We start from the raw sequence: 26,118 nt of genomic DNA on the forward strand, positions 1-26,118 counted from the left end.
TTACCCAATGCTGGTCCGACGGACCGGCCGCCCGGCTCGGGCCGGTCCGCCGGATCGGCTCGTACCCGGGGCTAGGGGTAGAGGCCGCGCATGCGGTGCGCCTCGGCGACGCGGCCGACACCGATGACGTGCGCCGCCTCGCGGAGGGTGAGGTCGCGTTCGGCGGCCACCGACTTGACCTCGCCGTACGCGCTCTCCATCAGGTCGCGCAGCTTGCGCTCGATCTCGGTCTCGGTCCAGGAGCAGGCCTGGATGTTCTGCACCCATTCCAGGTACGAGACGATCACGCCGCCCGCGTTGGCCAGGATGTCGGGCACGATCACGGTGCCGTTGGCGGCCAGGATGCGGTCGGCCTCCGGCGTGGTGGGGCCGTTGGCGCCCTCCACGATCATCCGGGCGCGCACCCGGGGCGCGTTCGCCTCGGTGATCGCGCCCTCCAGCGCGGCCGGGACCAGCACGTCCACGTCCAGCTCCAGCAGCTCGTCCAGGCCGAGCGCGTCGGCGTGCCGGTAGCCGTGGACCTGGCCGGACTCGGCGACGTGGGCCCGCAGGGCGGCGACGTCCAGCCCGCCCGGCGCGTACACCGCTCCCGTCACGTCGGAGACGGCGACGACCTTGCAGCCGGAATCGGCGAGATACTGCGCGGCCCCCGCGCCCACCTTGCCGAAGCCCTGCACCGCCACCGTCACGTCGTCCGGCGAGCGGCCGAGCGCGCACAGGGCGGTGATCTGCACGCCGCGCGAGGTGGCGCCGGCCCGGCCGAGCGAGCCGCCGAGCGGCATCGGCTTGCCGGTGACGACGCCGGGCACCGCGTAGCCGGCGTTCACGCTGTAGGTGTCCATGATCCAGGCCATGGTCTGCTCGTCCGTGCCGACGTCGGGGGCCGGGATGTCCTTCTCCGGGCCGATCAGCGGCAGGATCTCGTTGACGTAGCGGCGGGTGAGCCGTTCGAGCTCGGTGGTGGTGTAGCGGGCCGGGTCCACGGCCACGCCGCCCTTGGCGCCGCCGTACGGGATGCCGACCAGCGCGCACTTCCACGTCATCCACATCGCGAGCGCGGTGACCTCGTGGATGTCGGTGGCGGGATGAAAGCGGATGCCGCCCTTGGCGGGACCGCGCGAGACATTGTGCTGGACCCGGTACCCTTGGACGATGTCCATGCCGCCGCCCTCGCGGCGCACGGGCACCGAGACGGTCAGCGATCGGCGGGGCGTGGCGAGCATCGTGCGGAGCCCGTCGTCGAGCCCCAGCCGTTCGGCGGCGCCGTCGAGCTGGTAGAGAGCGGATGCGAGGGCCTCACGGCCTGCCGTGTGCTGTGCCGGCGTCGTTGACGGCACCATGACAGTCATGGAAGAACTTCCTCCTGTTTTGTACGTCCTTTGTGGGGTAATGGCGCCATTGCCAAAACCCTTTTGGACGTCGTTGTACGGATTATCCTAGATCGGGGGAATAAATAATGTGTGATCCCCAAAAGATCCAAGCTGCCGATCGAGGTGCTTGGAAGCTGCCACTCTGGCAGGCTTGTGGCCCTGAGTGCGCCGATCTGTCGAAGCGGAGGGTGTGATGCCCGCACTGGTGGTCGGGCCGATGTTGCGGTATGTCGATTCTGCCAGCGCCTCGATCTTCGTGGAGACCGATGAGCCCTGCACGGTCGCCGTCGAGGCCGCAGGCACGTCCTACGCGTCGCCGACCTTCACCGTGCACGGCCATCACTACGCGATCGTCGACATCACGGAGCTTTCCCAGAATGTCGACTCCTATTCCGTCACCCTCGACGACACCCGCGTGTGGCCGCTGGAAGGCCGTCCGCCCAGCCGGATCCGGCTCGTCCCGCCCGAGGGGCCGGAGCGGATCATGTTCGGCTCCTGCCGCACGACCGCGCCGCACGAGACGGCCAACATCCTGACCCACGGGTACGACGTGCTGCGCTCCTACGGCTGCCACCTGGCCGAGCCAGGCGACCGGGAGTGGCCCGACCTGCTGCTCCTCCTCGGCGACCAGGTCTACGCCGACAGCCCCTCGCCAGAGATGCTGAAGTTCATCCGCGAGCGCCGCGACACCGAGCCGAAGAACGAGATCGCCGACTTCGAGGAGTACGCCGAGCTCTACCGCATGGCGTGGACCGACCCGGACATCCAGTGGCTCCTGTCGACCGTGCCCAGCGCGATGATCTTCGACGACCACGACCTGCGCGACGACTGGAACACCTCCAAGACCTGGCGCGAGCAGATGGCCGAGACCAGATGGTGGAGCCGCCGGGTGGTCGCCGGGCTCGGCGCGTACTGGATCTACCAGCACCTCGGCAACCTCTCCCCGCAGGAGCGCGCCGCCGACCCGCTGCTGCGCAAGCTTCTCGAAAGCGGCGGCGACGGCGCGGCCGAGCTCGACGCGTTCGCCTCGCAGGCCGACGCCGAACCGAGCAGCAACCGCTGGAGCTACTCCCGTGAGCTCGGCCACTCGCGCCTCATCATGATCGACACCAGGTGCGCCAGACAGCTCACCCCGGGCGACCGGCGCATGCTCGACCCCGTCGAGTGGGCCTGGCTGGAGGAGGAGGTCGCCAAGCCGGCCGAGCGCCTGATCATCGGCTCGTCCATCCCGTTCCTGCTCCCCGAGGGCGTGCACGGGGTGCAGAACTGGAACGAGGCCCTGTGCGACGGCGCCTGGGGCCGCACGGTGGCCAAGCTGTCCGAGAAGTTCCGCCAGGCCGTCGACCTGGAGCACTGGGCGGCCTTCCGGCGCTCCTTCGAGGACCTGTCGAAGCTGCTGGTCCAGCTGGGCACGCCGGTGCTCATCCTCTCCGGCGACGTGCACTACTCCTACGTCGCCAAGTCGCGCGGCGGCCCGATCTACCAGATCGTCTGCTCGCCGATCCGCAACCCGCTCAGCCGCGTGCTGCGCTGGGCCAACGTGTTCACCCAGTTCGGCATCGCCACGCTGATCGGGGGCCTGCTGGCCCGATCGGCGCGGCTGCCGAAGCCGCCCTTCCGATGGAAGATCATCAAGGGCCCGTGGTTCCAGAACGCGATCGCCACGCTCACCTTCCCCGGGGCCGAGGCCACCTGGTACGAGTCCACGGGCGAGGACGTGCGGAAGATCGACACCGTCCGGCTCGACTGACCGCCGGGCCCGCGTACCGTCGGGTGCGCGGGCCCGGGCGGCGTCAGCGCAGGGCGTCGATCGTCTCGGCGAGCCGGTCGAGGGCCCAGAGGAGGTCCTCCTCGGAGATGACGATCGGCGGCGCGAGCCGGATCGTCGACCCGTGCGTGTCCTTGGCCAGCACGCCGCGCGCCATCAGCGCCTCCGACACCTGACGGCCGGTGGCGAGCGACGGGTCGACGTCCACGCCGGCCCACAGGCCGCGCCCGCGCACCGTCACCACGCCGTGGCCGACCAGCCCGCGCAGCCGCTCGTGCATGATCGCGCCCAGCTCGGCGGCCCTGGCCTGGAACTCGCCGGTCCGCAGGATCTCCACCACCGCGTTGCCGACCGCGCAGGCCAGCGGGTTGCCGCCGAACGTGGACCCGTGCTGCCCCGGCTTGATCACGCCCAGCACGTCCTCGTCGGCCGCGATCGCCGACACCGGCACCACGCCGCCGCCGAGCGCCTTGCCCAGCACGTAGACGTCCGGCACCACGTCCTCGTGGTCGCAGGCGAAGGTCCTGCCGGTACGGCCGAGCCCCGACTGGATCTCGTCGGCGATCATCAGCACGTTCTGCTCCGTGCAGATCTCCCGTACCTGGGTGAGGTAGCCGTCCGGCGGCACCAGCACCCCGGCCTCGCCCTGGATCGGCTCGACCAGCACCGCGACCGTGTTGTCGTCGATGGCCGAGCGGATCGCGTCGGCGGAGCCGTACTTCACGACCGTGAAGCCCGGGGTGTAGGGGCCGTAGTCGGCGCGGGCGTCGGGATCGGTGGAGAAGCTGACGATCGTGGTGGTGCGGCCGTGGAAGTTGTCCTCCATCACCACGATGTTGGCCTTGTCGCGCTCGACGCCCTTGACCAGGTAGCCCCACTTGCGGGCGACCTTGATCGCGGTCTCCACGGCCTCGGCGCCGGTGTTCATCGGCAGGATCATGTCCTTGCCGGTCAGGTCGGCCAGCCCGGCGCAGAACGCGGCGAACTGGTCGTGGTAGAAGGCCCGGCTGGTCAGCGTCAGGTTCCTCAGCTGCTCCTGGGCCGCCGCGAGGATCTTCTCGTTGCCGTGGCCGAAGTTGAGCGACGAGTAGCCGGACAGGAAGTCCAGGTAGCGCTTGCCCTCCACGTCGGTCACCCAGGCGCCGTGGGCCTCGTGCAGCACCACGGGCAGCGGATGGTAGTTGTGCGCGCTGCGGCGCTCGCTTATCTTGATCAGCTCTGCGCTGGTGGTCATGTCAGTTCTCCCCCCTGATCTCGAGTGTGCAGCACTTGGGGCCGCCACCCGCCTTGCGCAGCTCCGACAGGTCGACCGGAACCACCTCGTACCCCCGCCTCTTGAGCTCAAGCTGCAGGTCACCCGCCTCGGCGTTGATCACCACGTTGACGCCGTCGCTGACCGCGTTGAGCCCGAGCACGGAGGCGTCCGCCTCGGTGGCGAGCACCGCGTCGGGGAACATCCGGCGCAGCACCTCGCGGCTGCCTTCGGAGAAGGCCTCGGGGTAGTAGGCGACGTTGCGCCCGTCGAGCGGGAACAGCGCCGTGTCGAGGTGGTAGAACCGCGGGTCCACCAGCCGCAGCGAGATCATCGGGCGGCCCAGGAACTCCTGCGCCTCATGATGGGCGGCCACCCGGGTGCGGAAGCCGGTGCCGGCCAGGATGACCTCGTCCATGGTGAGGAAGTCGCCCTCGCCCTCGTTGACGTGCTCGGGCTCCAGCGTGGGGTAGCCACGCTCGGCGAACCAGCGCAGGTAGGCCGGGCCCTCCGCGGCCCGCTGCGGGAACGCGAAGCGGGCGCCGTACACGCGCCCGCCGACGACCAGCGCGCCGTTGGCCGCGAAGACCATGTCGGGCAGGCCTTCGACCGGCTCGATCAGGCTCACCTCGTGACCGAGGCTCTCGTAAGCCGTTTTGAGGCCCTCCCACTGCCGGATCGCCACGGCGCGGTCAGCGCCGGCCGCGGGATCCATCCACGGATTGATCGCGTACTCGACCGCGAAGTGCTCCGGGGGGCACATGAGAAAGCGCTTGGGCATGCACGACTCCGTCGTCTTCAACCAGGGTGTTTCCCCACGTCAGGGGACGAGCACAGCCTAGGAACGGCTGCCACGCAGCGGGAAGGGGGCGCGGTTGCGCGCAGGCGCGGGTTCGTTGCGCGTATCAGCCCGGGACATGCGATTCGTTGCGCTTGTCCGGCAAGGTGGTGCCCGGAGGGCTGTCGACCAGTCTCGACAGCACGATCGAGCTCTTCGTCCGCACCACGAACGGCTCCGCGGCGATGCGCTCGATCACCCGCTCCACGTGCCGCACGTCCGTCGCCCTGATGTGCAGCAGAGCGTCGGCCTCGCCGGTGATCGTGGCCGCGCCCACCACCTCCGGGTAGCGGGCCACGGCCAGCGCGATGTCGGACGGCTTCGTCTTGCCCTGGCAGAACAGCTCGACGTACGCCTCGGTGGTCCAGCCGAGCGCGGCCGGCGCGACCATGGCGCTGAACCCGGTGATCGCGCCGCTCTCGCGCAGCCGGTCGACCCGCCGCTTCACCGCCGACGCGCTCAGCCCGATCTCGTGCCCGATCTCGGCATAGGTCGCGCGGGCGTCCTCGACGAGCGCGGCGATGATGTCACGATCCAGCCGGTCCAGTTCCACGCGCTCTGTATATCGCCAACGCCCGGTGGCGCGCGACGATCTAATCGGGGCAAACTGGCCCCTTCGGCAAGGCACGGGGAGTTGGCGAGTGATGAGCAGAGGGACGTTCCCTGACGGGTTCGTGTGGGGGGTCTCGACGTCCGCGTACCAGATCGAGGGCGCGAAGGCGGAGGACGGGCGGGGACCCTCCATCTGGGACGCCTTCTCCGACGCGCAGGACGCCTGCGACCACTACCACCGCTACCCCGACGACGTGCGGCTGATGAAGGACCTCGGGACCGGCGCCTACCGGTTCTCGGTGAGCTGGCCGCGGGTGCAGCCCGACGGCTCTGGCCGGCCGAACGCGGCCGGGCTCGACTTCTACGAGCGGCTCGTCGACGAGCTGCTGGCGGCCGGCATCACCCCGTACGCGACCCTCTACCACTGGGATCTGCCGCAGGCGCTGGAGGACCGGGGCGGCTGGCCGGAGCGCGACACCGCCCTGCGCTTCGCCGACTACGTGCGGGCCGTGCACGAGCGGCTCGGCGACCGGGTGCACACCTGGTTCACCATGAACGAGCCGTGGGTGGCCGCCTTCCTCGGCTACGGCTCCGGGGTGCACGCGCCGGGGCGCAGGTCGCCCGCCGACGCCTTCCGCGCCGCCCACCACATGCTGCTCGGGCACGGGCTGGCCGCCTCGGGGCTGCGCTCGGCCGGCGCGGCCAGGGTCGGCGCGGTGCTCAACTTCGCCCCCGTCATGACCCCCGGCCAGGTCACCGACCCGGGCAGGGAGCTGTCGGAGGAGGACGCCGACGCGGTCGCCAGGATCGACGAGCTGACCCACGGCCAGTTCCTGGAACCCATGCTGCGCGGCCGCTACCCCGCTCGGCTGCTCAAGGTCGTGGAGTCCGCCGCCGGGCTCGGCCACGTCCACGACGGCGACCTGGCCGCCATCGCCCAGCCGCTCGACCTGCTCGGCGTCAACTACTACGCGCCCAGCGTGGTGCGCGCCCAGCCGGGCGAGCCCGCAGACCCCGCCTACCCGGGCAGCGACGGCGTCCTGTTCTGCACCGTGCCGACCGCGGTGACCGCGATGGGCTGGCCGATCGTGCCCGGCGCGCTCACCGTGCTGCTGCGCCGCCTGGCCCGCGAGTACCCGGACCAGGAACTGATGATCACCGAGAACGGGGCCGACTTCGCCGACACCGTGACCGGCGACGGCATCCACGACGTGGACCGCGTCAGCTTCGTCGAGGAGCACCTGCGGGCCCTGCTCACCGCCGTCGACGAGGGCGCCAAGGTCCGCGGCTACCTGCTCTGGTCGCTGCTCGACTGCCACGAGTGGGCCGACGGCTACCAGCGCAAGTTCGGCATCGTGCACGTCGACTTCGCCACCCAGCGGCGCCGGCTGAAGGACAGCGCCCTGTGGTACCGCGACGTGGTGCGCCGCAACGGCCTCGCCCACGGCCGGCCCAAACGTCCCACCCTGGAGACCGTCGCCGCCCGCGCCAAGGTCTCCCGCGCCACCGTCTCCCGCGTCGTCAACGGCGACGCGGCCGTCAGCCCCGAGGTGCGCGAGAGCGTCCTGCTCGCCGTCAAGGAGCTGGGCTACGTGCCCAACGCGGCCGCCCGCAGCCTCGCCACCCGCCGCACCGACACGGTCGCCCTCGTCATGTCCATCCCGCGCCAGGACGACGCGCTCACCGCCGCCGTCGTCCAGTACGTCACCAGCGTCCTGGAAGGGGCAGGCAAGCAGATCACGCTCATGCTCGCCGACACCTCCGAGAGCCACCGCCGCATCGTCCGGCATGTCGAGGCCCGGCTGGCCGACGGCGTGGTGCTGCTCCCGACGGACGGGGCCGACCCGCTCGCCGAGCGGCTGGCCCGCACCGACGTGCCGCTCGTCCTGCTCGGCAGGCCCACGATCAACTCGCTGGTGCCGTACGTGGACGCCGACAACGCCGGGGGCGCCGCCGCGGCCACGGAGCATCTGCTGCGGCAGGGACGGCAGCGCATCGGCCTCATCTGCGGACCCACCCACCTGGTCGCCGTCCAGGACCGGATGGCCGGGCACCGGGACGCCCTGCAGCGGGCCGGCCGGCTGCCGCACGTCGCGCTGGCCGGCGACACCGCCGAGTCCGGCGCGGCGGCGCTCACCCGGCTGCTGGCCGACGACCGCCGGCTGGACGCCGTCCTCGCCACCTCCGACCACCTGGCCGTCGGCGCGCTCAGGGCCGCGGCCGAGGCCGGGCGGCGGGTGCCGGACGACCTGGCGGTGGTGGGCTTCGGCGACATCGAGGCGGCCGCGTACACCACCCCCGCGCTGACCACCGTGCGGACGCCCGCCTCCGACCAGGCCATGGCGCTGGCCCGGCTGATGCTGTCCCGGCTGGAAGGCCGCCACGCGACCCCGGTGGTGCTGCCGGTCCGGATGGTGCTGCGATCCAGCGGCTGACCGGGCGGGCGGCGGTTAGCATCGAAGGACAGCGTCGCCTGGAGGCCCGATGCGCTTGTTCCGCCGCCGTCCCGCGGAGCCCGACGAGCCCGCGCAGGTCACCCGCATCGCACCCACGGTCGCGTACGACGGCGACCTCTACCACCTGCCCGACTGGGCGGCGCGCCGCGACGCCGAACGCGAGCTGGGCCGGCGGCACGCCGCCGACGGCCAGATCGACACGCTCACCCTGCAGACCGGCAGCGTGCCCCGCTTCCACGAGCTGGAGGACCAGCGGCTAGAGGAGCTGGCCCGCATCGAGGACCTGACCGAACGGGAGCTGCAGCAGGCGCTGGCCGCGCTCGAAGGGCAGAAGATCAGGCTGGCCGAGTCGCAGCGGGCCTTCTCCGCCGCCCGCGCGGCCGTCGACGACACCCGGCCGCGCGTCGCCGAGCTGGAGCAGCCCAGCCGCCGTCCCGGCGACGGCCGCCCCAGCTCGATCGCGATCTCCGGCAGCCGGTGGCCGGTCGTGCGCCGCTGGCTGCCCGCCGCGCTGCTGCTGCTCCTGCTGGTGATCGTCGAGGTGCCGATCCTCTACCAGGTGATCCTCGACTGGGGCGACAGCGTCGCGATGACCGCGCTGCTTGCCGCGGGCGCCGCCCTCATCATGCTGGTCGCGCCGCACATGTACGGGCGCGCGTTCCGGTCCTGGCAGGAGCACGGCGGCTCGGCCAAGGGGCGCTGGCTGCTCGTCGCCGTGGCGCTGGTGTGGCTGGGCTTCATCGTGGCGGTCGCCGTGCTGCGGCGCGACGCGCTGGTCCGGCCCCTGGTCGTGGACGGGGAGGAGATCGGGCCCACCGCCGAAGGGGTCGGCACGCTGCCCACCATGGTGCTGCTGCTGGCCCTGCTGATCGCCACCGCGCTGATCGCCGCCGACCTGGGGCGGCGGATGCACAACCCGAACGACCGGATGTTACGGGAGCTGCGCGCCAAGCTGGACGCCGAGTCCCGGGCGCTCGCGGTCGCGCAAGGGGTCTACCAGCAGGACACCGGCTACGCCGAGAGCATCGCCCAGTACGTGCGCGCCGCCGACCGCCGGCTGGCCGGCCGGACCCGGCAGCTCGACCGCGGCTTCGACAGCCTGGCCACCGCCTACCTGGGCGGCGTGGTCGAAGGGCTGCGGGACCCGGAGGCGGCGAGCTGGGCCGAACGCATCGTGGCCCGGCGCCGCGCGACCCCAGGCCGCCAGAGCCAGTGAGAGGCCGGGGCCCGTCCCCTGGGCGGACGGACCCCGGCCGCTCGCCCTGCCCCGGCCCTCCCGGAGGCCGGGGGAGGGCGGGAGCAGGCGCTAGTTGGTGGAGAAGGTGAACCAGTTGACGTTGACGAAGTCGGCCGGCTGGCCGCTGCTGAACGTCAGGTAGACGGTGTGCTTGCCGGTCGTCGGCGTGATGTTCGCCGGGATCGTCCGCCAGCTCTGCCAGCCGCCGGTGTTCGCCAGCGCGAAGTCGCCGATCGGCGGGGCGGTCGGGCTGCCGAGCCGCACCTGGACGAGCCCGCTCACCCCGCCCCCCGCGCCGGACGCCACCCGGGCCTTGAACTGCCGAGCGGCCGTCGAGCCGAAGTCGACGTCGTCATAGCGGAGCCAGTCGCCGTTGCGGATGGCGCCGATGTTCTGCCCGCCGCCGGTGTCGGTGGTGGTCTCGGTGATGGTTCCCGACTGGGCGCTGTAGCGCTCGGCCTGGATGGTGGAGCGCGCGTCGAACCCGTCACCGGGCGGCGGGTCGGTCGGCGGCGGGTCGGTCGGGGTCGTGCCGCTCTGCCACACGGCCACGTAGTCGACCAGCATCGGCCGGCCGGGCACGGTCGCGGCGGTCGGCGTGCCGAAGCCCGCCACGCCGTTCGGGAAGGCGCCGCCCATGGCCACGTTGAGCAGCAGGAAGTAGCCGGCATGGCCGGTCATGTTGCTCCACGTGGTGGCGTCGAACTGCGACTGGCTCAGGCTGTGGAACAGCTGCCCGTCGACGTACCAGCGCAGCTGGTTGGGGCTGGTGCTGCGGTCCCACTCGAAGCGGTAGGTGTGGAAGGCCGACTGGCAGCTCGCGCCGGGGCAGGAGCGGCTGGCGCCCAGGCCCTGGGTCTCGTTGCACGGGCCGCCGGGGTTGACGCCGCAGTGGAGCACGGCCCAGACGGTGTTGAGCCCGTTGACGTTCTCCATGATGTCGAACTCGCCGATGGCCGGCCAGTTCCAGTAGTTGCCCCGGTAGGGGGAGCCGAGTGCCCAGAACGCCGGCCAGTAGCCGAGCGCGGCGTCGCCGGTGACGTTCGGCATCTGGATGCGGCCCTCGATGCGCAGGATGCGTCCGTCGGCGGGCTTGAAGTCGCCGCGCCGGGTCTCGATGCGGGCCGAGGTCCACTCGCCGTTGGAGGCGCGCAGCGGGGTGATGCGCAGGTTGCCGGAGCCGTCGAGGCTCAGGTTGGCGGGGTTGGACGTGTAGTTCTGGATCTCACCGGTGCCCCAGTTGCCGGGGCCGCCCGGGTAGCCGTGGCCGGTGTCGATGATCCAGTTGCTGGACGAGGGGAGCGAGCCCGACGAGCCGTTGAAGTCGTCGGCCCAGACCAGCGACCAGCCTGACGGGGTGGCGGGGACGGACGCCGCGGCGCTCGTGGCGGCCTGGACGAGCAGGCCGGCTAAGGCGGCCAGCGCTGCGGCGACCGCGGCGATCCGGCGGCGCGCCCGGGACGGTGGTGATGTCATCACTGCTCCTGGGGGGAAGGGAGACCGATGGAGAGAGCGCTCTCACGCCGAACGAAAACACACTCCCTTACCCGTTGTCAACAATCCGCACCACAAGCGGGTCGCGAGAGTGAAAGCCCTCCGGGCCCTTGGAGAGAGCGCTCTCCTTAAAGGAGGTCGGCGGACGTCGCCCCGGCCGCCTCGAACGCCTCTCTCCAGAACGCCTCCAGCGACGGGAACCGGTCCGGGTCGGACGTCCGCTCCCGCAGGAACCCGTGCACCGTCACCGCGTACCCGTCCATGCCCGGCAGCAGGCCCGCCCGGCGCAGCTCCTCCACCTTCCGCTTCCGCGCCTCCTCGGCCAGGTCCAGCCGGTTGATGTTCAACTCGCCGCGGTTGTTGCTCAGGTCGCTGAACACGATCAGCCGGTGCTCCCTGTCCGGCAGCCGCCGCGCGGTCATCTGCTTCACCGCGTACCGCAACGCCCCCAGCACGTCCGATCCCTCGCCCTCGGTCGGGCAGTCGAACAACCGCACCGCCCGGGGCACCACCTCCTTCGTCCGGTGCGCCCGTACCCGCTCCTCGACCACCGGGTTGTCGTTCGGGTTCTCCGCCCGGCCGGCGGCCACGGTGACCGGGTCCTCCCGGCACGAACTGCTCTCCGACGCCCCGGTGACGGCCGCGAACCCCACCCAGTCGCATCCCTGGACGAACTCGGGCAGCTTCGACGTCACGTCCGCGCGGGACGTGGCGGGCTCCGCGTAGGTCGTGGAGTCCACCACCACCCCGCACACCGCCCCGGCCTCCGTCCCGCACCCCGCCACGCCACTGGCCACCAGCGCCACCACCCCGAGCACGGCCACCCCGCGCCTGCCGGTCCCTGCCAACGCCGCTCCCACCCCGAGGACGGCCGCCCCGCGCCTGCCGCTCGCTACCAACGCCGCTCCTCTTCTTCGCCGCCCCTGCCGGACGGGTCCGTACGTGGTGTGCCGGGGTACGGCGTCGCGCTCGGATCCCCGAACGCGTCCCGCCACGAGTAGGTCCGCCGCCTTCCCGCGGGCCTGGTGGCGCGGTCCTGATCGGGGATGGACTCGGCTTCTCCCGGCCCGGGCGCGGCCCCGTTGGCGCGGTCCTCTGGTTCGGGGTCGGGTGGGGGCTCGGCTGCTTCTGGTTCGGGCGCGGGCCCTGTGGGGCGGTCCTGGTCGGGTGGGGGCTCGGCTGCTTCTGGTTCGGGCGCGGGCCCTGTGGGGCGGTCCCGGGCGGGTGGGGGGTCGGTGACTTCTTCCGGTTCGGGTGGGGGCGTGGAACGGGCGGCTTCTTCTGGTTCGGGGGCGTTGCCTGCCGGGGGCGTCAGGTCGGTGGTCTCTTCCGGTCCTGACGCGACCTCGGCGGTGCGGTCCTGACCGGGCGGGTGGTCCTCTATATGGGGGGTTCGGGTGTCGGAGGAGGGGTGACGGTCCGGTGAGGCGTCGGCGGGCGTCTCGTTCTCCGTACGAGGGATGCCGGGGTCCGTCGGCCACGGGGTCGGGTGAGCGTCGGCCAGGGACTGCCGACCGGTGGCCGTCTCGTCCTCCCGGGACTCCGGGGCGGTGGGGCGGGGAGGATCGAGGGACGGCAGGCGGAGGGCCCGGGGCAGTTCGTGAGGGAGGACCTGGGTGTGCCAGGCCTCGACCCTGGCTGCCACCTCGCGCCGGATCCGGCCCAGTTCCTCGCGCCCGGAGATCCCCAGCCGGGTGTCGGCGGTGGGTTCCACGGCGATGACCTCGCCCTGCCAGAGCGGCGGGATCTCCTCCCTGCGCGGGTGGGTCTCCATGACGCCGCTCCGGTAGGCGGCGATGAGCTGCTCGGCCCTGGCGTGCACCGCCGCCACCTCGTGGTCGTGCTCGATCAGCGCGTTCTCCCACTCGTGGGCGTACTGCTCGATGCGCGCCCCGGCGCGCTGCACGCTCTCCTGGCTCTCCCGCACGGCTTCCCGCCGCCGCGCCTCCTCCCGCCGCCACCTGGCCTCCGCGATGGAGATGAACGGGTTCTCCTCGTCGAACGGGGAAGGCGGCTGACCCGCTGGGAAGCTCTGTTCACCGGCGCCGGTGGGCGGGTGGTCCTGGCCAGGGCCTGTCGCTGGGCGGCTCTGCTCGGCGAGGTCGCTCGGTGAGCCGCTGCGCCCGCCGGTGTCGGCCGGTGAGCCGCTCCGCCCACCGGGGCCGGCGTGAGAGGGAGGCGGGTGGCCGTTGGGCGGGGGGTGGGGGAGGAGGTCGGTGCGGGAGAGCTCCAGGTGGATCGCCGCCTGTGCGGCCAGGGCCCGCTCCAGTAACTCGCCGCGCCGGGCCGCCAGCCGCCGCCCCGCCTCGGTGATCTGCTCGCGGGCATGGGCGCGTACCTCGGCGACGAACGCGGGCCGGCCTTCGGGGTCGGTGAACGTCGTCAGCGGGTGTCTCCGGGCGTCACGCATGCCCTGCCGGCGCGCCTCCTCGCGCTCGGCCAGCGGGTCGCCCCGCTTGAACAGCCGCGACAGGAACGCCATCCGCGTCTCCCGGCTTCCGAGTGTGCCTGGATCCCCAGCCTAAACGCTCTCCCGGCGGAACCCGGGGCCACGCCGGGAACGCGAAAGGCGGGGCCGGGATCGGCCCCGCCTCTCGCGTCACAGAAATCAGGCTTTCTCGGCCTCGCCGGTGGCCTGCTCCAGCGCGTCCTCGGGGGACTGCTCCAGGTCCTGCTCGGCGTCGGCGGCGGCCTGGGCCGACGCCTTGTCCAGGCGGACCCAGCTCGTCACGCTCTCGACGGCGAACAGCACGAACAGGTAGGCCGTCAGCGCCGCCAGCACGGGCGTGAGCACGCCCAGCGCGGCGCCCGCGCCGATGATGAGGAGCCGCAGCTCCCAGCCGAGCCCGGCGTAGAACACCCAGGCCGGCGGCCAGATGCTCTGGCGGGTGCGGTAGACGGTGTCGTAGGTGTGGTAGCCGACCACGTACACCAGCACGAACAGCAGCCACTTCGGCGCCCCGGCCGCGAGACCCACCACGATCATGGAGAGGAACTCGGCGGCGCGCAGCAGCGGCGGCGTGAGCCAGTCGAAGCGGCCCAGGTGGTCGCGCGGCGCGGTCGGCAGCACCAGCAGGAGCACGATCAGCGCCGGCACCAGCATCGTGAAGCCCGGCTGGACCAGCCCGGTCACGGTGACGGCGATGACGGCGAGCAGCGCGGCCAGCGTGGCGGGGACCGGCGGCAGGCCCTTGCCGAGCTTGCCGGCGAGGACGTGGACGAGGGGGCCGTCGTCGCGGTAGGCGAGCAGACGGGCGGTCTGGATGCGCCGGCGCTCCTCGTCAGGGTCTGGCGTGGGGGTGGCGGCGGCCTGCGGCTGAGTGATCATGCGAGCGACCTCATGAGGCGTCCGGTGAGGGTGTAGACGGCGGCGACGGAGCCCCAGATCACCAGCGTGAGGAAGGTAATGCGGGCGTCGAAGAGCGCAGCGGTGATCGCGATGGCCGCGAACCGCTCGCCGATGGGGAACACGATCATTTTACGCGCCCAGTGGACCGCGCGGTACTTGCCGGCCTTGCCCCACATCTTGAGCACGCGGCGTACGCCCCGGCTGGTCTCCACCTTGCGGCGTTCGAGTGCCAGGCGCAGCTCGCGGTCGTCGGGGGCGTCGAGCGGCAGGGTCGGCAGCTTGGCGGGCGGCTTGCGGCGGCTGGAGATGCCGAAGGAGAAGTCGAGCAGGTGGCGCACGGACTGGAGACCGAGGGCCGCCAGCGCGAAGATCCAGATGTCGTCGCCGCCGTTTCCCGCGACCACCCAGCCCACGGCGAGACCGGCGAAGACCACGTACTCCTTGAACCGGTCGAACGTGGCGTCGAGCCACGCTCCCAGCACCCCGAACTTGCGGGCGTAGCGGGCCACCTGGCCGTCGACGCAGTCGAACACGAAGGCGAAGTAGATCAGCAGGCCGCCGGCGATCATCCACGGCCGCTGGCCGGTGGCGAAGCAGACGGCGGCGGCGACGCCGAGCGCGATCGAGATGAGCGTCACCTGGTTGGGCGTCAGCCCACGCCGGGCCGCCCAGCGGGCGATGAACCGGGAGTAGGTGGAGACGAAGTAGGTGGTGAAGAAGCCGTCGGCGCCCTTGACCGCATTGTTGAGCCGGGCGCGGTCCTCGTCGATGCCGGACATCTCGACGGCGGCCTCGTTGGCCTCCTCCTGGGAGGTGACGCGGCGGTAGAACAGGTCGCGGCGGCCCCGGATGCCGACCGACACGCCCTTGCGCACCAGGCCGAAGGCGATGAGCTGGACCAGGTCGTCGTCGGCGCCGAAGGCGGGGGCCATCTCGGCCAGCTCGCGGCAGGTCTCGGCGAGGAGCGGCGCGTTGCGCGCGCTGATGTAGACGGGGCCGAGCAGCACGGCGTTGGGCCGGGTCACCATGTGGGTGGCGGTGCCGACCGAGACGATCCTGGTCTTGCCGATGCGGGAGCGGACGGGCAGGCCCTCCAGGCGGTTCATGCCGATCTCGGGCTCTGCCTCCGTGATCGGCACGTACCCGTTGAGCTGGTCGTCCTGCGCGTCGACGTTCTCGTGGAACTCCTCGCCCTCCTCGTCCGTCACCGGGCGCGGCTCCTTGGCGACGAGGACCAGCGCGCCGCGCTTGGTCTTGTTGATCTGATAGATCAGCTCGTCGTGGACGACCGAGTTATCCGGGATCAGGAACAGGGGCTCGGTCGCGGAATCCGCGACCTCCGCCAGGGAGCGCAGGGCGGCGGCCACGTCGGCGGAATCGATCGTGGCGGGCCTCGGATCCATGGAGAGGACCTGGCTGCGCAGTCGCTCCTCGACGGTGGGATTGCCGGGGAGTGCGGCGAGCCTCAAACCGGTCGGAGCGGTGTCGGGGCCGGGCGAGGAGCCCAGCAGGACCACGCGGGTCATGACTACCTTTCGAGGCGGTGACGGGGGTTGGAACAACGGGCAATCTGGATCAGGCGTCAAAGTCTAGTGACGGTTGCGGAAAGTCGCGTCACACCACCTTGGGTGTAGCGCGAAGTGTCGTCAGTTTGATACGGCCATAGGATGGGTGAGTGAGTCTCTACCGTGACGAGGGCGTGGTGTTGCGCACCCAAAAGCTCGGCGAAGCCGACCGCATCGTCACGGTTCTGGCCAAGCGCACGGGCAAGATCCGGGCGGTCGCCAAGGGCGTGCGCCGCACCACCTCGCGCTTCGGCGCCCGGCTTGAGCCGTTCACCCACGTCGACCTGCAGCTTCACACGGGCCGTACGCTCGACGTGGTCACCCAGGCGGAGACCATCAGGCCGTACGGCGAGTCGCTGGCGAGCGACTACCCGCGCTACACCGCGGGCTCGGCGATGCTGGAGACCGCCGACCGGCTGACCCACGGCGAGAAGGAGCCGGCGCTGCGGCAGTTCCTGCTGCTGGTGGGCGGGCTGCGCACGCTCGCCGAGGGCGGTCACGAGCCCCGGCTGGTGCTCGACGCCTACTTCCTGCGCTCGCTGGCGGTCGCCGGGTACGCGCCCGCGCTGGAGGCGTGCGCCAAGTGCCGCGCGCCCGCGATCCGGGCGTTCGCCATCGTGGCGGGCGGCGTGGTGTGCGGGGCGTGCCGGCCCGCCGGCGCGGCGGTGCCCGCGGGCGAGACGATCGGCCTGATGACGGCGCTGCTGCGCGGCGACTGGGCGACGGCCGACGCGTCGGAGTCGCGCCACCGCAGCGAGTGCAGCGGCCTTGTCGCCGCCTACCTGCAATGGCACCTCGAACACGGGATACGCTCGCTCCGCCACGTAGAAAGGGAGCCTGTGTGAACGTCCGCCCGCCGACACCCCACCCGTCCGGCGCCACCCCGCCGCCGATCCCGGGCGAGCTGGTGCCCCGCCACGTGGCCATCGTGATGGACGGCAACGGCAGGTGGGCCAAGGCCCGCGGGCTGCCCCGCACCGAAGGCCACAAAGCGGGTGAGTCATCGCTGTTCGACGTCATCGAGGGCGCTCTGGAGCTGGGCATCCCCTACCTGAGCGCCTACGCGTTCTCGACGGAGAACTGGAAGCGCTCGCCCGACGAGGTGCGCTTCCTCATGGGCTTCAACCGCGACGTGATCCGCCGCCGGCGCGACGAGCTGCACGCGATGGGCGTGCGGGTGCGCTGGGCGGGCCGGCCGGGCCGGCTGTGGAAGAGCGTGATCTCCGAGCTGCAGTCCGCCGAGGAGATGACCCGCGGCAACAGCAAGCTGACCCTGCAGTTCTGCGTCAACTACGGCGGCCAGGCCGAGATCGTCGACGCGGCGCTGAGGCTGGCCGACGACATCAAGGCGGGCCGGGTCAAGCCGTCCAAGGTCACCGAGAAGGTCTTCGCCCGCTATCTCGACGAGCCCGAGATCCCGGCGGTCGATCTGTTCGTCCGCTCGTCGGGCGAGCAGCGGTTCTCCAACTTCCTGCTGTGGCAGTCGGCCTACGCGGAGATGGTGTTCCTCGACCGGCTCTGGCCCGACTTCGACCGCAGAGACCTGTGGGAGGCGTGCGAGATCTACGCCAAGCGCGACCGGCGTTACGGCGGCGCCCTGCCCAACCCGGTCTAGCGGGCGGCCGGGCGGGGAACCTCTTCTCGCATGCGGCGACTGGCCTGGCACACCGCTCTCATCATCGGGGCCTACTACGCGGTGCCTCTGGGGGAGGATCAGCCCGACTGGGTGCGGGTGCTGCGCCTGCTCGGCGTGCTCGCCGGGCTCGCGCTGGTGGGCTGGAGCGTCGCCAGGGAGATGGGGCGCGAATCGGGAGGCGAGGAGGGCCGCCTGACCACGCCCCGCCTGGGGCTGATCACCGTGGCCGGGGTGGTCCTGTTCGCGCTCGCCGACTACGGCGTGGCCTCCTGGCGCGCGGAGGAGTTCGCGGGCCTGGAGACCAGGACCGACGCGCTCTACTTCGCGGTCGCCACGCTGTCCACGGTCGGCTTCGGCGACGTGCACGCGCAGGGGCAGTGGGCCAGGGCGCTGGTGCTGGCGCAGATGACGTTCAACGTGGTCGTGCTGGCCGGCGCCGCGACCCTGCTGGCCCGCAGGTGGAAGGCCGATCAGGCGCGGCGGCGGGCGCGGTAGGCGGCGACGTGCATGCGGTTGCCGCAGGTGCGGCTGTCGCAGTAGACGCGGCTGCGGTTGCGTGACTCGTCGACGAACACGTGGTCGCAGTCGGGTGCCGCGCAGGTGCGCAGCCGCTCCCACTCGCCCTCGACCAGCAGGTGGGCCAGGGCGACCCCGCAGTCGGCGGCCAGGTGCTCGGCCAGCGTCGCGTCGGGGGCGAAGTAGTGGACGTGCAGCGGATGGCCGTCGTGCTCGGTCAGCCGCGGCGTTATGCGCGTCTCCGAGAGCAGCCCGTTGAGCAGACGCACCGCCGTCGGCTGGTCGGGGGAGGTGAAGACCCGGTAGAACGCCTCCCGGATCATCCGCACCTGGCCCAGGTCGCGTGCCGTGAGCCCGCCCAGCCCGCTGACCTCCCGTGCCTCGACGAAGGACTGCAGCTCGCCCAGGCTGGCGAGCCGGTCTTCACCGCCGGTGGAGGGGGAGGTGTTGACGAGCTCGACGACGGTGGCCAGGGAATACTGCATGTCATGGCCAAACGGCATATTGACTCCTGTCGAGGCCGGGTTCTAGCGTGGTCGCAGCGTATCTCTCCCACGGGGGGCCTGGGGTTTTCGATGAGTCCACATCGCCGTATCGTGCTGATCGCGATCGCCGGCGCCCTGATCATCTCGACCTCGGCCCCGCTCGTGCGGCTCGCCGACGTCGCCCCGGCGACCTCGGCGATCTTCCGGTGCGCGTACGCGATCCCGCCCATGGTCGTGCTGGCCTGGATGGAACGCCGCCGGCTCGGTCCGTTCCGGGGCAGGCCGCGCGTGCTGGCCTGGCTCGCCGGTCTGCTGTTCGCGCTCGACCTGCTGTTCTGGCACCACTCCATCGCGTACGTGGGCGCCGGCCTGGCCACCGTGCTGGGCAACCTGCAGGTGTTCATCGTGGCGTTCGCGGCCTGGGCGATCTTCCGGGAGCGGCCGTCGCGTGCCCTGATGGTGGCCACCCCGGTGGTGTTCGGCGGGGTCGTGCTCATCTCCGGGATCTTCGACCAGGCCGCGTACGGCGCCGACCCCGTGCTCGGCGTGCTCACCGGCATCGCCACCTCGCTCGCGTACGCGGCCTTTCTGCTGATCATGAAGAGCTCCTCCGACCGGTCGGCCGCGCCGCTCGCGCACGCCACGGTGGTGGCCACGCTCGCGATGACGGCGCTCAGCCCGTTCTTCGGCGGCGCCGACCTCACCCCGAGCTGGCCCGCGCACGGCTGGCTGCTGCTGCTCGCGCTCGGCCCGCAGGTGCTCGGCTGGTCGCTCATCACCTACTCGCTGCCGCGCCAGCCCGCCGCGCTGACCGCGCTGCTGCTGCTCATCCAGCCGATGACGACGGTCGGCCTGTCGGCGGCGCTGCTCGGCGAACGCCCGTCGGCGCTGCAGCTCACCGGTTGCGCGGTGGTCGTGCTCGGGGTGCTGTGGGGCTCGCGCCGCGGTCAGCCCGCCCCCGCCGGCCGCGAACAGGACGAGCAGGTGCCGAAGACCTCGACCGTGTGAGTGACCTCGGTGAAGCCGTGCTCGGCGCCGACGGTCTCGGCCCAGCGCTCCACGTCGGGCCCGGCCACCTCGACGGTGTGGCCGCAGCGGCGGCAGACCAGATGGTGGTGGTGCTCGCCGGTGGCGCACGCGCGGTAGACCGACTCGCCGTCGTCGTTGCGCAGCACGTCGACCTGGCCGTGGTCGGCCAGCGCCTGCAGGGCGCGGTAGACCGTGGTCAGCCCGATCTTGGCGCCGTGCTGGCGCATCTCGGTGTAGACGTCCTGGGCGCTGCGGAACCCCTCGCTCTGCCGGAGGGTGTCATGGACGGCGTCGCGCCGGGTCGTCATAGGACCTCCTCGACGCGTGCGGTGCCTGCCTGGCTCACTCTCGACTCCTGGGATCGGCCTCGGCGTACGAATCTACCGACAACGAGGGCCAGGACGAAGCCGGCCAGAGCGAGAAGGACGATGGCCGCGCCCGGCGGCACCCGCGTGGAGGCGGTCGAGGCGAGCAGCCCGCCCAGCGCGGCCACCACGCCGAACGCCATGGCCAGCAGCATCGTCGAACGGAACCCCTTGGTGAGCTGCTGGCTGGTCGCCACCGGGATCACCATCAGCGCGCTGACCAGCAGCAGGCCGACCACCCGCATGGCGATGACCACGGTCAGCGCGGCCGTGACCGCGACCAGCATGCTGAGGAAGCGCACCGGCAGCCCGCTGGCCCTGGCCATCTCCTCGTCCTGGCAGAGCACGAACAGCTCCCTGCCGAAGACCGCCACCACCCCGAGCACCAGCACGGCCAGCCCGCCGATGACCCAGATGTCCGCGGTCGTGACGCTGGCGATGGCGCCGAACAGGTAGGAGTTGAGCTTGGCGTTACTGCCGCCGGGCGCGATGCCCATGAGCATGACGCCGCCCGCGATGCCGCCGTAGAACAGCAGCGCCAGCGCCACGTCGCCGCTCGTGCGGCCGCGCGCCCTGACCAGCTCGATGGCGACGGCGCCGGCGATCGCCACCACGACGGCCGTCAGCACGGGCGCGGTGCCGGTCAGGAAGCCGAGCGCGACGCCGGTCAGCGCCACGTGGCCGATGCCGTCGCCGAGCAGCGCCAGCCTGCGCTGCACGATGAAGGTGCCCACGGCGGGCGCGCAGAGCCCCACCAGCAGGGCCGCTATCAAGGCGAGCTGGAAGAACTGCTTGTCCAGCAGGCTCAGATCGATCATGCCTCTCCCTGCCAGCCGCGCAGTGGGCCCGCGGCGGCCTCGGCCGCGTGCGGATGAACGTGCTCGTGCCCCGGCCTGGCGCACTCGCCCTCCGGCTGCGGCGGCGGCCCGTCGTGGGCGATGCGGCCCTGGCGGACCACCACGCCGCGGGTGATGAGCGGCTCCAGCGGGCCCAGCTCGTGGGCGACCAGGACGATGGTCCTGCCGTCGGCCGCCAGCCGGGCGAGCGTGTCGGCGAGCAGCCGCTGGGTCTCGGCGTCGACGCCGGCGGTCGGCTCGTCCATCACGTAGGTGTCCGGCTCGCCGGCCAGCGCGCGGGCGATGAGCACCCGCTGCTGCTGCCCGCCGGAGAGCGCCTGCGCCGAGTCGCCGGCCCGGTCGGCCAGCCCGACCGCCTCCAGGGCGCGGGTCACCGCCTCCTGGTCGGCGGCGCTGGTGCGGCGCAGCCTGCGCTGGCGGGCGATCCGGCCGGAGGTGACGACCTCGCGGACCGTGGCGGGCACCCCGCCGCCCACCGCCAGGCGCTGCGGCACGTAGCCGATGCGCCACCACTGGCGGAAGCGCGCGGGTGGGGCGCCGTAGACCAGGGTCGTGCCGCCGGACAGCGGCGTGAGCCCGAGCAGCGCGCGGACCAGCGTCGACTTGCCCGAGCCGTTGGCGCCCATGATGGCCACCACGTCGCCCTCGCGGACGGTCAGGTCGACGCCCGCCAGCACGGGCCGCCCGTCGAGCGCGACCCGCCCGCCGGTCATCGCGAAAGCGGTCTCGCTCATGGTGTGCACCCCAGCGCTGTCTGCAACGTCTTCAGATTGTCGCGCATGGCGGACTCGTAATCGCCGGAAGGCGCGCTCTCCAGCGGGTCGAGCACCGCCGTCGTGGCGCCCACCTCGCCCGCCAGCACCTCGGCCACCTTGGGGCTGACCAGCTTCTCGGTGAAGATCGTGGTGACCTTCTCGCGCTTGGCCAGCTCGGCGACCTCGGCCAGCCGGGCGGGGGAGGGCTCGGACTCGGGGTCGAGCGTGATGCCCACCTGCTTCAGCTTGTAGCGCTCGGCCAGGTAGCCGAACGCCTGGTGGGCGGTGACCATCGTGCGCGTCGTGCAGGCGGCCAGGCCCTGGGCGAGCTGCTCGTCCAGCGCGGTGAGCGAGGCGGCGGTGGCGGCGGCGCGGTCCTTGAACCCCTGCGCGTGCGCGGGGTCGGCGGCGGCCAGCCGCTCGCCCAGCTCGGTGGCGACGGCGGCGAACCGGGACGGGTCGAGCCACAGGTGCGGGTCGTAGGAGACCTCGTGGCCCTCGCCGTGGGCCTCCTCCTCGTGCCCGTGGTCGCCCGAGGGGATGGTCTCGACGGCGGTGGCGGCGTCGAACGCCGTGTCAGGTGAGACGGCCTCGTCCACGGCGGGCTGCACGCCCTTGATGTAGACGGTCAGGGCGGCGTCCTCCAGCTGGGCCATCTGGTGGGCGCCGAGCTCCAGGTCGTGCGGCTCGACGCCGGCGGTGGTCAGGCTCGTCACCTGGACGTCGGATCCGCCGACCCGCTCGGTGAGCCACTGCAGTGGGTAGAAGGCGGCGACCACCTGAGGCGTGCCTTCAGGTGCCGCGCCGGTCCCGGCGTCGGCGCCGCACGCGGTCGTGGCCAGCAGCGTCAGTCCTGCGCAGGCCCCGGCAAATCGCGTACGGGAATGTCCTGACATCATGTGAGTCAGTATGCCGGGAAATGAAAATGGTTGTCAAAGTCGATGGGTTGGGATGCCGGACGGCGGGCTGGGGGCCAGGCCTTCCGCACGGCATCCCGCCATCACCTCGGTGGAGGTACGCCGGCTGAGCCGTAGCCGGCCCCCGAGGTGAGGTTCAGCCGCTGTTCGCCCGTGTAGACGTTCATCGAGTCCCCGCGCAGGAACCCGATGAGCGTCAAGCCCTCCTCGGCGGCCAGCTCGACCGCCAGGGAGGACGGGGCGGAGACCGCGGCGAGCACCGGGATGCCCCCCATCACCGCCTTCTGCACCAGCTCGAAGGAGGCCCGGCCGGACACCATCAGGACGGTGCCGCGCAGCGGCAGCCTGCCGTTCCTGAGCGCCCAGCCGAGGAGCTTGTCCACCGCGTTGTGCCGCCCGACGTCCTCGCGGACGCAGAGCGGCTCGCCCTCCGCGGTGAACAGACCGGCTGCGTGCAGTCCGCCGGTCCGGTCGAAGACCCGCTGGGCCGCACGCAGCCGGCCGGGCAGGGCCGCCACCGTGGCCTGGCCGAGTTCGACGGTGTCGTCGTGCGCGGCCCAGCGGGCGACGGTGCGGACCGCCTCCAGCGAGGCCTTGCCGCAGACGCCGCAGGAGGAGGTGGTGTAGAAGTTGCGCGGCTCCGGCGCCTGGACGCCCGGCGCGAGCCGTACGTCCAGGACGTTGTAGGTGTTCTGGCCGTCCGCCAGGGCGCCCGCGCAGTAGCGGATCGTGGCGATGTCGTCGGCCGAGCCGACGGCCCCCTCGCTGACGAGGAAGCCGGCGGCCAGGTCGAAGTCGTCGCCCGGGGTCCGCATCGTGACGGTCAGCGGGGTGCCGTCGAGACGGATCTCCAGCGGCTCCTCCGCCGCGAGCGAGTCGATCCTGCGCGTCGGGGCGGTGTCCCTGATGCGCAGGATGCGACGCTTGACGGCGACTCTAGACATAGCCGAACCCGAAGCGGCCCTTGACGCACAGGTTGCCGTGGGTGACCGGGTTGTCGTGCGGCGACGTCACCTTGACGATCTTGTTGTCCTGCACGTGCAGGGTCAGGTTGCAGCCGACCCCGCAGTAGCTGCAGATCGTCGTGGTCTCGGTCTGGCGCGACTCGTCCCAGGTGCCCTCGGCCCGCATGTCGAACTCGGTCTTGAACGACAGCGCGCCGGTGGGGCACACCTCCACGCAGTTGCCGCAGTAGACGCAGGCCGAGTCGGTGAGCGGCGCGTCGAACTCGGTGGAGATCGTCGCGTCGAAACCCCGGCCGGCCACGCCGATGGCGAAGGTGTTCTGCCACTGGTCGCCGCACGCGTCCACGCACTTGTAGCACAGGATGCACTTGCCGTAGTCGCGGACGTACAGCTCGTTGTCGACCTTGACGGGCTGTTCGACCGTGGCGGCGTCGTCGCCGAACCGGTCCGGTTCGGCCCCGTACTCCTCGATCCACTCGGCCGCCCTGGGCGTCGTCGACAGGTCCACCGACGAGCCGAGCAGTTCCAGCACGACCTTGCGGCTGTGGCGGGTGCGCTCGGTGTCGGTGCCGACCGTCATGCCCGGCTCCACCTTCCTGGAGCAGGCGGGGGCCAGCGTCCGCGAGCCCTCGACCTCGACCACGCACACCCGGCAGGCGTTCTTCGGGGTGAGCGTGTCGCCGTAGCAGAGGGTCGGCACGTCCTTGCCCGCCGCCGTGCAGGCGTCCAGGATCGTCGAGCCCTCCGGCACGCGGACGTTCTCGCCGTCGACCTCGACGTCGACGAGCCGCCGAGGCGGCTGCAGCGGGATCACCTGTACACCCCCAAGCGGTCGATGGCTGATTCCACGGCGTTCCAGGCGGTCTGGCCGAGCCCGCAGATCGAGGCGTCCCGCATGGTCTGCCCGACCTCGCGCAGCAGCAGCAGGTCACGCTCGTCCACCCGCTCCGACAGGCGGTGCAGCGCCTCCTCCTGTCGTACGGTGCCGACCCTGCAGGGCACGCACTGCCCGCACGACTCGTCGCGGAAGAACTCGGCGATGCGCAGCAGCATCGCCTTGAGATCCACGCTGTCGTCCAGCACGAGCACCACGCCGGAGCCCAGCGTGGCGCCCGCCTGCCTGGTGCCCTCGAACGTCAGCGGGATGTCGAGATCGGTCACGAACGCCCCGGCCGCGCCGCCGAGGAGCACCGCCCGTGGCTCGCCCACCGGGTTCGCCAGGTCCATCAGGTCGCGGAGCGTCGCGCCGAACGGCAGCTCGTAGATGCCGGGCCGGGCGACGGTGCCGGACACGCAGAACAGCTTGGTGCCCGTCGACGCCTCGGTGCCGATCGCCGCGTACGCCTGGGCGCCCTGCTCCAGGATCGGCAGCACGTTGACCAGCGTCTCCACGTTGTTGACCACCGTGGGCTTGCCGAACAGGCCCTTCTCCACCGGGAACGGCGGCTTGCTGCGCGGCTCGCCGCGGAAGCCCTCGATGGAGTTGAAGATGGCGGTCTCCTCGCCGCAGATGTACGCGCCCGCGCCCCTTCTCAGCTCGATGTCGAAACTGAAGCCGTGGCCGAGGATGTCGGCGCCGAGCAGCCCTCTGGCCCTGGCGGTGGCCATCGCGTGCTCCAGCCTCCTGACGGCCCTCGGGTACTCGCCCCTGATGTAGAGGTAGCCCTTGGCGCAGCCGGTGGCGTAGGCCGCGATCGTCATGGCCTCGACGAGGGCGTACGGGTCGCCTTCCATGATCACGCGATCCTTGAAGGTGCCCGGCTCGCTCTCGTCCGCGTTGCACACCAGGTAGTGCGGGTGGTCGGGCTGGCGTGCGGTGGCCTCCCACTTGCGGCCGGTCGGGAAGGCGGCGCCGCCCCGGCCGACCAGCCCCGACTCCAGCACCTCGCGGATCACCCCTGCGGGGCCGAGCCGGAAGGCCCGGCGCAGCGCGGCGTACCCGCCGTTGGCCCGGTAGTCGTCCAGGCTCGCCGGGTCCGCCACGCCGATCCGGCGCAGCAGGACGAGGCCGGGCTGCCCGGCCTGGGGCACGGCGGCCTCGGCCGGCGGCTCCCCGGCGTCCCCGGTCCTGGCGGTCCCGGTCCTGGCGGTCCCGCCCGTGAGCGGCGCGGGGCCGCCGTTGGGCGAGGAGCCGTTAGTGGGCAGGGCGGGCGCGGACGGGGAGGCGGTCAGGTCGGTCCAGAGCCCGTCGGCGGCCTGTTCGGGCAGGACGGGCCCGTACACGTCGGCCGTCGGCGGGGAGCCCGCCTCCAGGGCGAGTGCAGCCGGGGCGCGCTCGCACAGCCCCAGGCAGGGGCTGGGCTGCCACGACGTGCCCGCCGGGCCGAGCCGTTCCTCGACGCGGCGGCGTACCGCTTCCGCGCCCTTGGCCTGGCAGGCGAGGTCGGTGCAGACGTGCAGCACCCGCGGCGGCCGCGGTTCGACGGAGAACAGCGAGTAGAAGGTCGCCACGCCGTACGCCTCGGCGGGCGGCACGGTGAGGCGGCGGCAGATGTAGTCGAGCGCCCCCTCGCTGATCCAGCCCACCCGGTCGTTGACCGCGTGCAGGGCGGGCAGCAGCAGGTCGCGGGCGCTCTCGGCGCGGGCCGCGACCCGCAGGTCGGTCTCGGTCCGCCGGCCGCCCTCCCAGGCGGTGGCGGGCGGGCCGAGCAGCGCGTCGACCGCCTCGCGCTCCTCGGCCGTCGGTTCCGCGTCGCGGAATCGCAGATCCAT

At 72.1% G+C, this 26,118-nt stretch carries 24 protein-coding genes; 7 read left to right on the forward strand and 17 right to left on the reverse strand.

The features are described 5' to 3' along the window. Nucleotides 1–71: 71 nt before the first annotated feature. Nucleotides 72–1,349 carry a Glu/Leu/Phe/Val dehydrogenase gene (locus ACGFI7_RS12340; protein WP_393402756.1) on the reverse strand — a complete coding sequence of 426 codons (1,278 nt, stop codon included), beginning with the start codon at nt 1,347–1,349 and terminating at the stop codon, nt 72–74. A 214-nt stretch (nt 1,350–1,563) separates the two neighbouring features. On the opposite strand from ACGFI7_RS12340, the gene ACGFI7_RS12345 reads away from it, so the two are divergent. Beyond that, nucleotides 1,564–3,120: an alkaline phosphatase D family protein gene (locus ACGFI7_RS12345; protein WP_393402759.1), complete on the forward strand. Its 1,557-nt coding sequence runs from the start codon at nt 1,564–1,566 to the stop codon at nt 3,118–3,120. 43 nt (nt 3,121–3,163) lie between these two features. Here the strand turns inward: ACGFI7_RS12345 and rocD are convergent, their stop codons facing one another. From rocD to ACGFI7_RS12360, 3 genes are all read right to left on the reverse strand, one after another. Next, on the reverse strand, nt 3,164–4,372 hold the full coding sequence (rocD, locus tag ACGFI7_RS12350; RefSeq protein WP_393402761.1) for an ornithine--oxo-acid transaminase: 1,209 nt from the start codon (nt 4,370–4,372) through the stop codon (nt 3,164–3,166). A gap of 1 nt (nt 4,373) precedes the next feature. Next, nucleotides 4,374–5,171, reverse strand: a complete 798-nt coding sequence (gene ddaH / locus ACGFI7_RS12355; protein ID WP_393402763.1) for a dimethylargininase — start codon at nt 5,169–5,171, stop codon at nt 4,374–4,376. Nucleotides 5,172–5,295: 124 nt separating this feature from the next. Beyond that, nucleotides 5,296–5,781, reverse strand: a complete 486-nt coding sequence (locus ACGFI7_RS12360) for an Lrp/AsnC family transcriptional regulator (protein ID WP_393402766.1) — start codon at nt 5,779–5,781, stop codon at nt 5,296–5,298. A 91-nt stretch (nt 5,782–5,872) separates the two neighbouring features. Between ACGFI7_RS12360 and ACGFI7_RS12365 the strand changes: the two genes are divergently transcribed. Then, nucleotides 5,873–8,215 carry a GH1 family beta-glucosidase gene (locus ACGFI7_RS12365; RefSeq protein WP_393402769.1) on the forward strand — a complete coding sequence of 781 codons (2,343 nt, stop codon included), beginning with the start codon at nt 5,873–5,875 and terminating at the stop codon, nt 8,213–8,215. Nucleotides 8,216–8,264: 49 nt separating this feature from the next. After that, the gene (locus ACGFI7_RS12370) at nt 8,265–9,452 is read left to right on the forward strand and encodes a hypothetical protein (protein WP_393402772.1); all 1,188 of its coding nucleotides are present in this window, start codon (nt 8,265–8,267) and stop codon (nt 9,450–9,452) included. A gap of 90 nt (nt 9,453–9,542) precedes the next feature. On the opposite strand, the gene ACGFI7_RS12375 is transcribed toward ACGFI7_RS12370, so the two are convergent. From ACGFI7_RS12375 to ACGFI7_RS12395, 5 genes are all read right to left on the reverse strand, one after another. Further along, a complete protein-coding gene (locus ACGFI7_RS12375) occupies nt 9,543–10,949 on the reverse strand; it encodes a glycoside hydrolase family 16 protein (RefSeq protein WP_393402775.1) in 1,407 nt (468 codons plus the stop codon). A 146-nt stretch (nt 10,950–11,095) separates the two neighbouring features. Then, the gene (locus ACGFI7_RS12380; protein ID WP_393402778.1) at nt 11,096–11,866 is read right to left on the reverse strand and encodes a vWA domain-containing protein; all 771 of its coding nucleotides are present in this window, start codon (nt 11,864–11,866) and stop codon (nt 11,096–11,098) included. Then, nucleotides 11,860–13,449, reverse strand: coding sequence for a hypothetical protein (locus tag ACGFI7_RS12385; protein WP_393402781.1), 1,590 nt, complete (start codon nt 13,447–13,449; stop codon nt 11,860–11,862). Before ACGFI7_RS12385 ends, ACGFI7_RS12380 begins: the two co-directional genes overlap by 7 nt. 126 nt (nt 13,450–13,575) lie before the next feature. Continuing rightward, the gene (locus ACGFI7_RS12390) at nt 13,576–14,295 is read right to left on the reverse strand and encodes a DUF5941 domain-containing protein (RefSeq protein ID WP_393402783.1); all 720 of its coding nucleotides are present in this window, start codon (nt 14,293–14,295) and stop codon (nt 13,576–13,578) included. Next, nucleotides 14,292–15,842 (reverse strand): CDP-alcohol phosphatidyltransferase family protein, encoded by a 1,551-nt coding sequence (locus ACGFI7_RS12395; RefSeq protein WP_393402786.1) that lies wholly within the window; start codon nt 15,840–15,842, stop codon nt 14,292–14,294. Before ACGFI7_RS12395 ends, ACGFI7_RS12390 begins: the two co-directional genes overlap by 4 nt. Before the next feature lie 149 nt (nt 15,843–15,991). Here ACGFI7_RS12395 and recO point away from each other — a divergent pair, with 149 nt between their 5' ends. Genes recO through ACGFI7_RS12410 form a run of 3 tightly spaced genes read left to right on the forward strand, consistent with a single transcriptional unit; the run spans nt 15,992 to nt 18,012 of the window. Then, the gene (gene recO / locus ACGFI7_RS12400; RefSeq protein ID WP_393402789.1) at nt 15,992–16,726 is read left to right on the forward strand and encodes a DNA repair protein RecO; all 735 of its coding nucleotides are present in this window, start codon (nt 15,992–15,994) and stop codon (nt 16,724–16,726) included. Beyond that, complete coding sequence (locus ACGFI7_RS12405) at nt 16,723–17,496, forward strand: isoprenyl transferase (RefSeq protein ID WP_393402792.1); 774 nt, start codon at nt 16,723–16,725, stop codon at nt 17,494–17,496. Before recO ends, ACGFI7_RS12405 begins: the two co-directional genes overlap by 4 nt. A 30-nt stretch (nt 17,497–17,526) precedes the next feature. Further along, nucleotides 17,527–18,012, forward strand: a complete 486-nt coding sequence (locus ACGFI7_RS12410) for a potassium channel family protein (RefSeq protein WP_393402795.1) — start codon at nt 17,527–17,529, stop codon at nt 18,010–18,012. Here the strand turns inward: ACGFI7_RS12410 and ACGFI7_RS12415 are convergent. After that, nucleotides 17,988–18,536: a CGNR zinc finger domain-containing protein gene (locus ACGFI7_RS12415; RefSeq protein ID WP_393402798.1), complete on the reverse strand. Its 549-nt coding sequence runs from the start codon at nt 18,534–18,536 to the stop codon at nt 17,988–17,990. The genes ACGFI7_RS12410 and ACGFI7_RS12415 overlap by 25 nt on opposite strands. A gap of 93 nt (nt 18,537–18,629) precedes the next feature. Here ACGFI7_RS12415 and ACGFI7_RS12420 point away from each other — a divergent pair, with 93 nt between their 5' ends. Then, the gene (locus tag ACGFI7_RS12420) at nt 18,630–19,526 is read left to right on the forward strand and encodes a DMT family transporter (protein ID WP_393402801.1); all 897 of its coding nucleotides are present in this window, start codon (nt 18,630–18,632) and stop codon (nt 19,524–19,526) included. On the opposite strand, the gene ACGFI7_RS12425 is transcribed toward ACGFI7_RS12420, so the two are convergent. The 7 genes from ACGFI7_RS12425 to ACGFI7_RS12455 form a co-directional block, all read right to left on the reverse strand. Continuing rightward, a complete protein-coding gene (locus ACGFI7_RS12425; protein WP_393402803.1) occupies nt 19,466–19,855 on the reverse strand; it encodes a Fur family transcriptional regulator in 390 nt (129 codons plus the stop codon). The genes ACGFI7_RS12420 and ACGFI7_RS12425 overlap by 61 nt on opposite strands. After that, a complete protein-coding gene (locus tag ACGFI7_RS12430; RefSeq protein WP_393402806.1) occupies nt 19,852–20,730 on the reverse strand; it encodes a metal ABC transporter permease in 879 nt (292 codons plus the stop codon). Before ACGFI7_RS12430 ends, ACGFI7_RS12425 begins: the two co-directional genes overlap by 4 nt. Continuing rightward, a complete protein-coding gene (locus ACGFI7_RS12435; RefSeq protein ID WP_393402809.1) occupies nt 20,727–21,503 on the reverse strand; it encodes a metal ABC transporter ATP-binding protein in 777 nt (258 codons plus the stop codon). Before ACGFI7_RS12435 ends, ACGFI7_RS12430 begins: the two co-directional genes overlap by 4 nt. Then, entirely contained in the window at nt 21,500–22,423 is a 924-nt protein-coding gene (locus ACGFI7_RS12440; RefSeq protein ID WP_393402812.1) for a metal ABC transporter substrate-binding protein, read from the reverse strand. Before ACGFI7_RS12440 ends, ACGFI7_RS12435 begins: the two co-directional genes overlap by 4 nt. Before the next feature lie 101 nt (nt 22,424–22,524). Next, complete coding sequence (gene fdhD / locus ACGFI7_RS12445; protein WP_393402816.1) at nt 22,525–23,385, reverse strand: formate dehydrogenase accessory sulfurtransferase FdhD; 861 nt, start codon at nt 23,383–23,385, stop codon at nt 22,525–22,527. Continuing rightward, nucleotides 23,378–24,217, reverse strand: a complete 840-nt coding sequence (locus ACGFI7_RS12450; protein WP_393403915.1) for a 2Fe-2S iron-sulfur cluster-binding protein — start codon at nt 24,215–24,217, stop codon at nt 23,378–23,380. Before ACGFI7_RS12450 ends, fdhD begins: the two co-directional genes overlap by 8 nt. Continuing rightward, nucleotides 24,217–26,118, reverse strand: a complete 1,902-nt coding sequence (locus ACGFI7_RS12455) for an NAD(P)H-dependent oxidoreductase subunit E (protein ID WP_393402818.1) — start codon at nt 26,116–26,118, stop codon at nt 24,217–24,219. Before ACGFI7_RS12455 ends, ACGFI7_RS12450 begins: the two co-directional genes overlap by 1 nt.

This window comes from Nonomuraea sp. NPDC048826 (assembly GCF_043198225.1).
In the GTDB taxonomy this organism is placed as follows: Bacteria; Actinomycetota; Actinomycetes; order Streptosporangiales; family Streptosporangiaceae; genus Nonomuraea.

What these genes read in the sequence shown, in the direction of transcription:
- fdhD (WP_393402816.1), bottom strand. Translation starts at nt 23,385, where the DNA reads ATGTCTAGAGTCGCCGTCAAGCGTCGCATCCTGCGCATCAGGGACACC.
- ACGFI7_RS12435 (WP_393402809.1), bottom strand. Translation starts at nt 21,503, where the DNA reads ATGAGCGAGACCGCTTTCGCGATGACCGGCGGGCGGGTCGCGCTCGAC.
- ACGFI7_RS12415 (WP_393402798.1), bottom strand. Translation starts at nt 18,536, where the DNA reads ATGCCGTTTGGCCATGACATGCAGTATTCCCTGGCCACCGTCGTCGAG.
- rocD (WP_393402761.1), bottom strand. Translation starts at nt 4,372, where the DNA reads ATGACCACCAGCGCAGAGCTGATCAAGATAAGCGAGCGCCGCAGCGCG.
- ACGFI7_RS12410 (WP_393402795.1), top strand. Translation starts at nt 17,527, where the DNA reads ATGCGGCGACTGGCCTGGCACACCGCTCTCATCATCGGGGCCTACTAC.
- ACGFI7_RS12375 (WP_393402775.1), bottom strand. Translation starts at nt 10,949, where the DNA reads ATGACATCACCACCGTCCCGGGCGCGCCGCCGGATCGCCGCGGTCGCC.
- ACGFI7_RS12455 (WP_393402818.1), bottom strand. Translation starts at nt 26,118, where the DNA reads ATGGATCTGCGATTCCGCGACGCGGAACCGACGGCCGAGGAGCGCGAG.
- ACGFI7_RS12340 (WP_393402756.1), bottom strand. Translation starts at nt 1,349, where the DNA reads ATGACTGTCATGGTGCCGTCAACGACGCCGGCACAGCACACGGCAGGC.
- ACGFI7_RS12390 (WP_393402783.1), bottom strand. Translation starts at nt 14,295, where the DNA reads ATGATCACTCAGCCGCAGGCCGCCGCCACCCCCACGCCAGACCCTGAC.
- ddaH (WP_393402763.1), bottom strand. Translation starts at nt 5,171, where the DNA reads ATGCCCAAGCGCTTTCTCATGTGCCCCCCGGAGCACTTCGCGGTCGAG.
- ACGFI7_RS12395 (WP_393402786.1), bottom strand. Translation starts at nt 15,842, where the DNA reads ATGACCCGCGTGGTCCTGCTGGGCTCCTCGCCCGGCCCCGACACCGCT.
- ACGFI7_RS12440 (WP_393402812.1), bottom strand. Translation starts at nt 22,423, where the DNA reads ATGATGTCAGGACATTCCCGTACGCGATTTGCCGGGGCCTGCGCAGGA.
- ACGFI7_RS12345 (WP_393402759.1), top strand. Translation starts at nt 1,564, where the DNA reads ATGCCCGCACTGGTGGTCGGGCCGATGTTGCGGTATGTCGATTCTGCC.
- ACGFI7_RS12365 (WP_393402769.1), top strand. Translation starts at nt 5,873, where the DNA reads ATGAGCAGAGGGACGTTCCCTGACGGGTTCGTGTGGGGGGTCTCGACG.
- ACGFI7_RS12430 (WP_393402806.1), bottom strand. Translation starts at nt 20,730, where the DNA reads ATGATCGATCTGAGCCTGCTGGACAAGCAGTTCTTCCAGCTCGCCTTG.
- ACGFI7_RS12385 (WP_393402781.1), bottom strand. Translation starts at nt 13,449, where the DNA reads ATGGCGTTCCTGTCGCGGCTGTTCAAGCGGGGCGACCCGCTGGCCGAG.
- ACGFI7_RS12425 (WP_393402803.1), bottom strand. Translation starts at nt 19,855, where the DNA reads ATGACGACCCGGCGCGACGCCGTCCATGACACCCTCCGGCAGAGCGAG.
- ACGFI7_RS12370 (WP_393402772.1), top strand. Translation starts at nt 8,265, where the DNA reads ATGCGCTTGTTCCGCCGCCGTCCCGCGGAGCCCGACGAGCCCGCGCAG.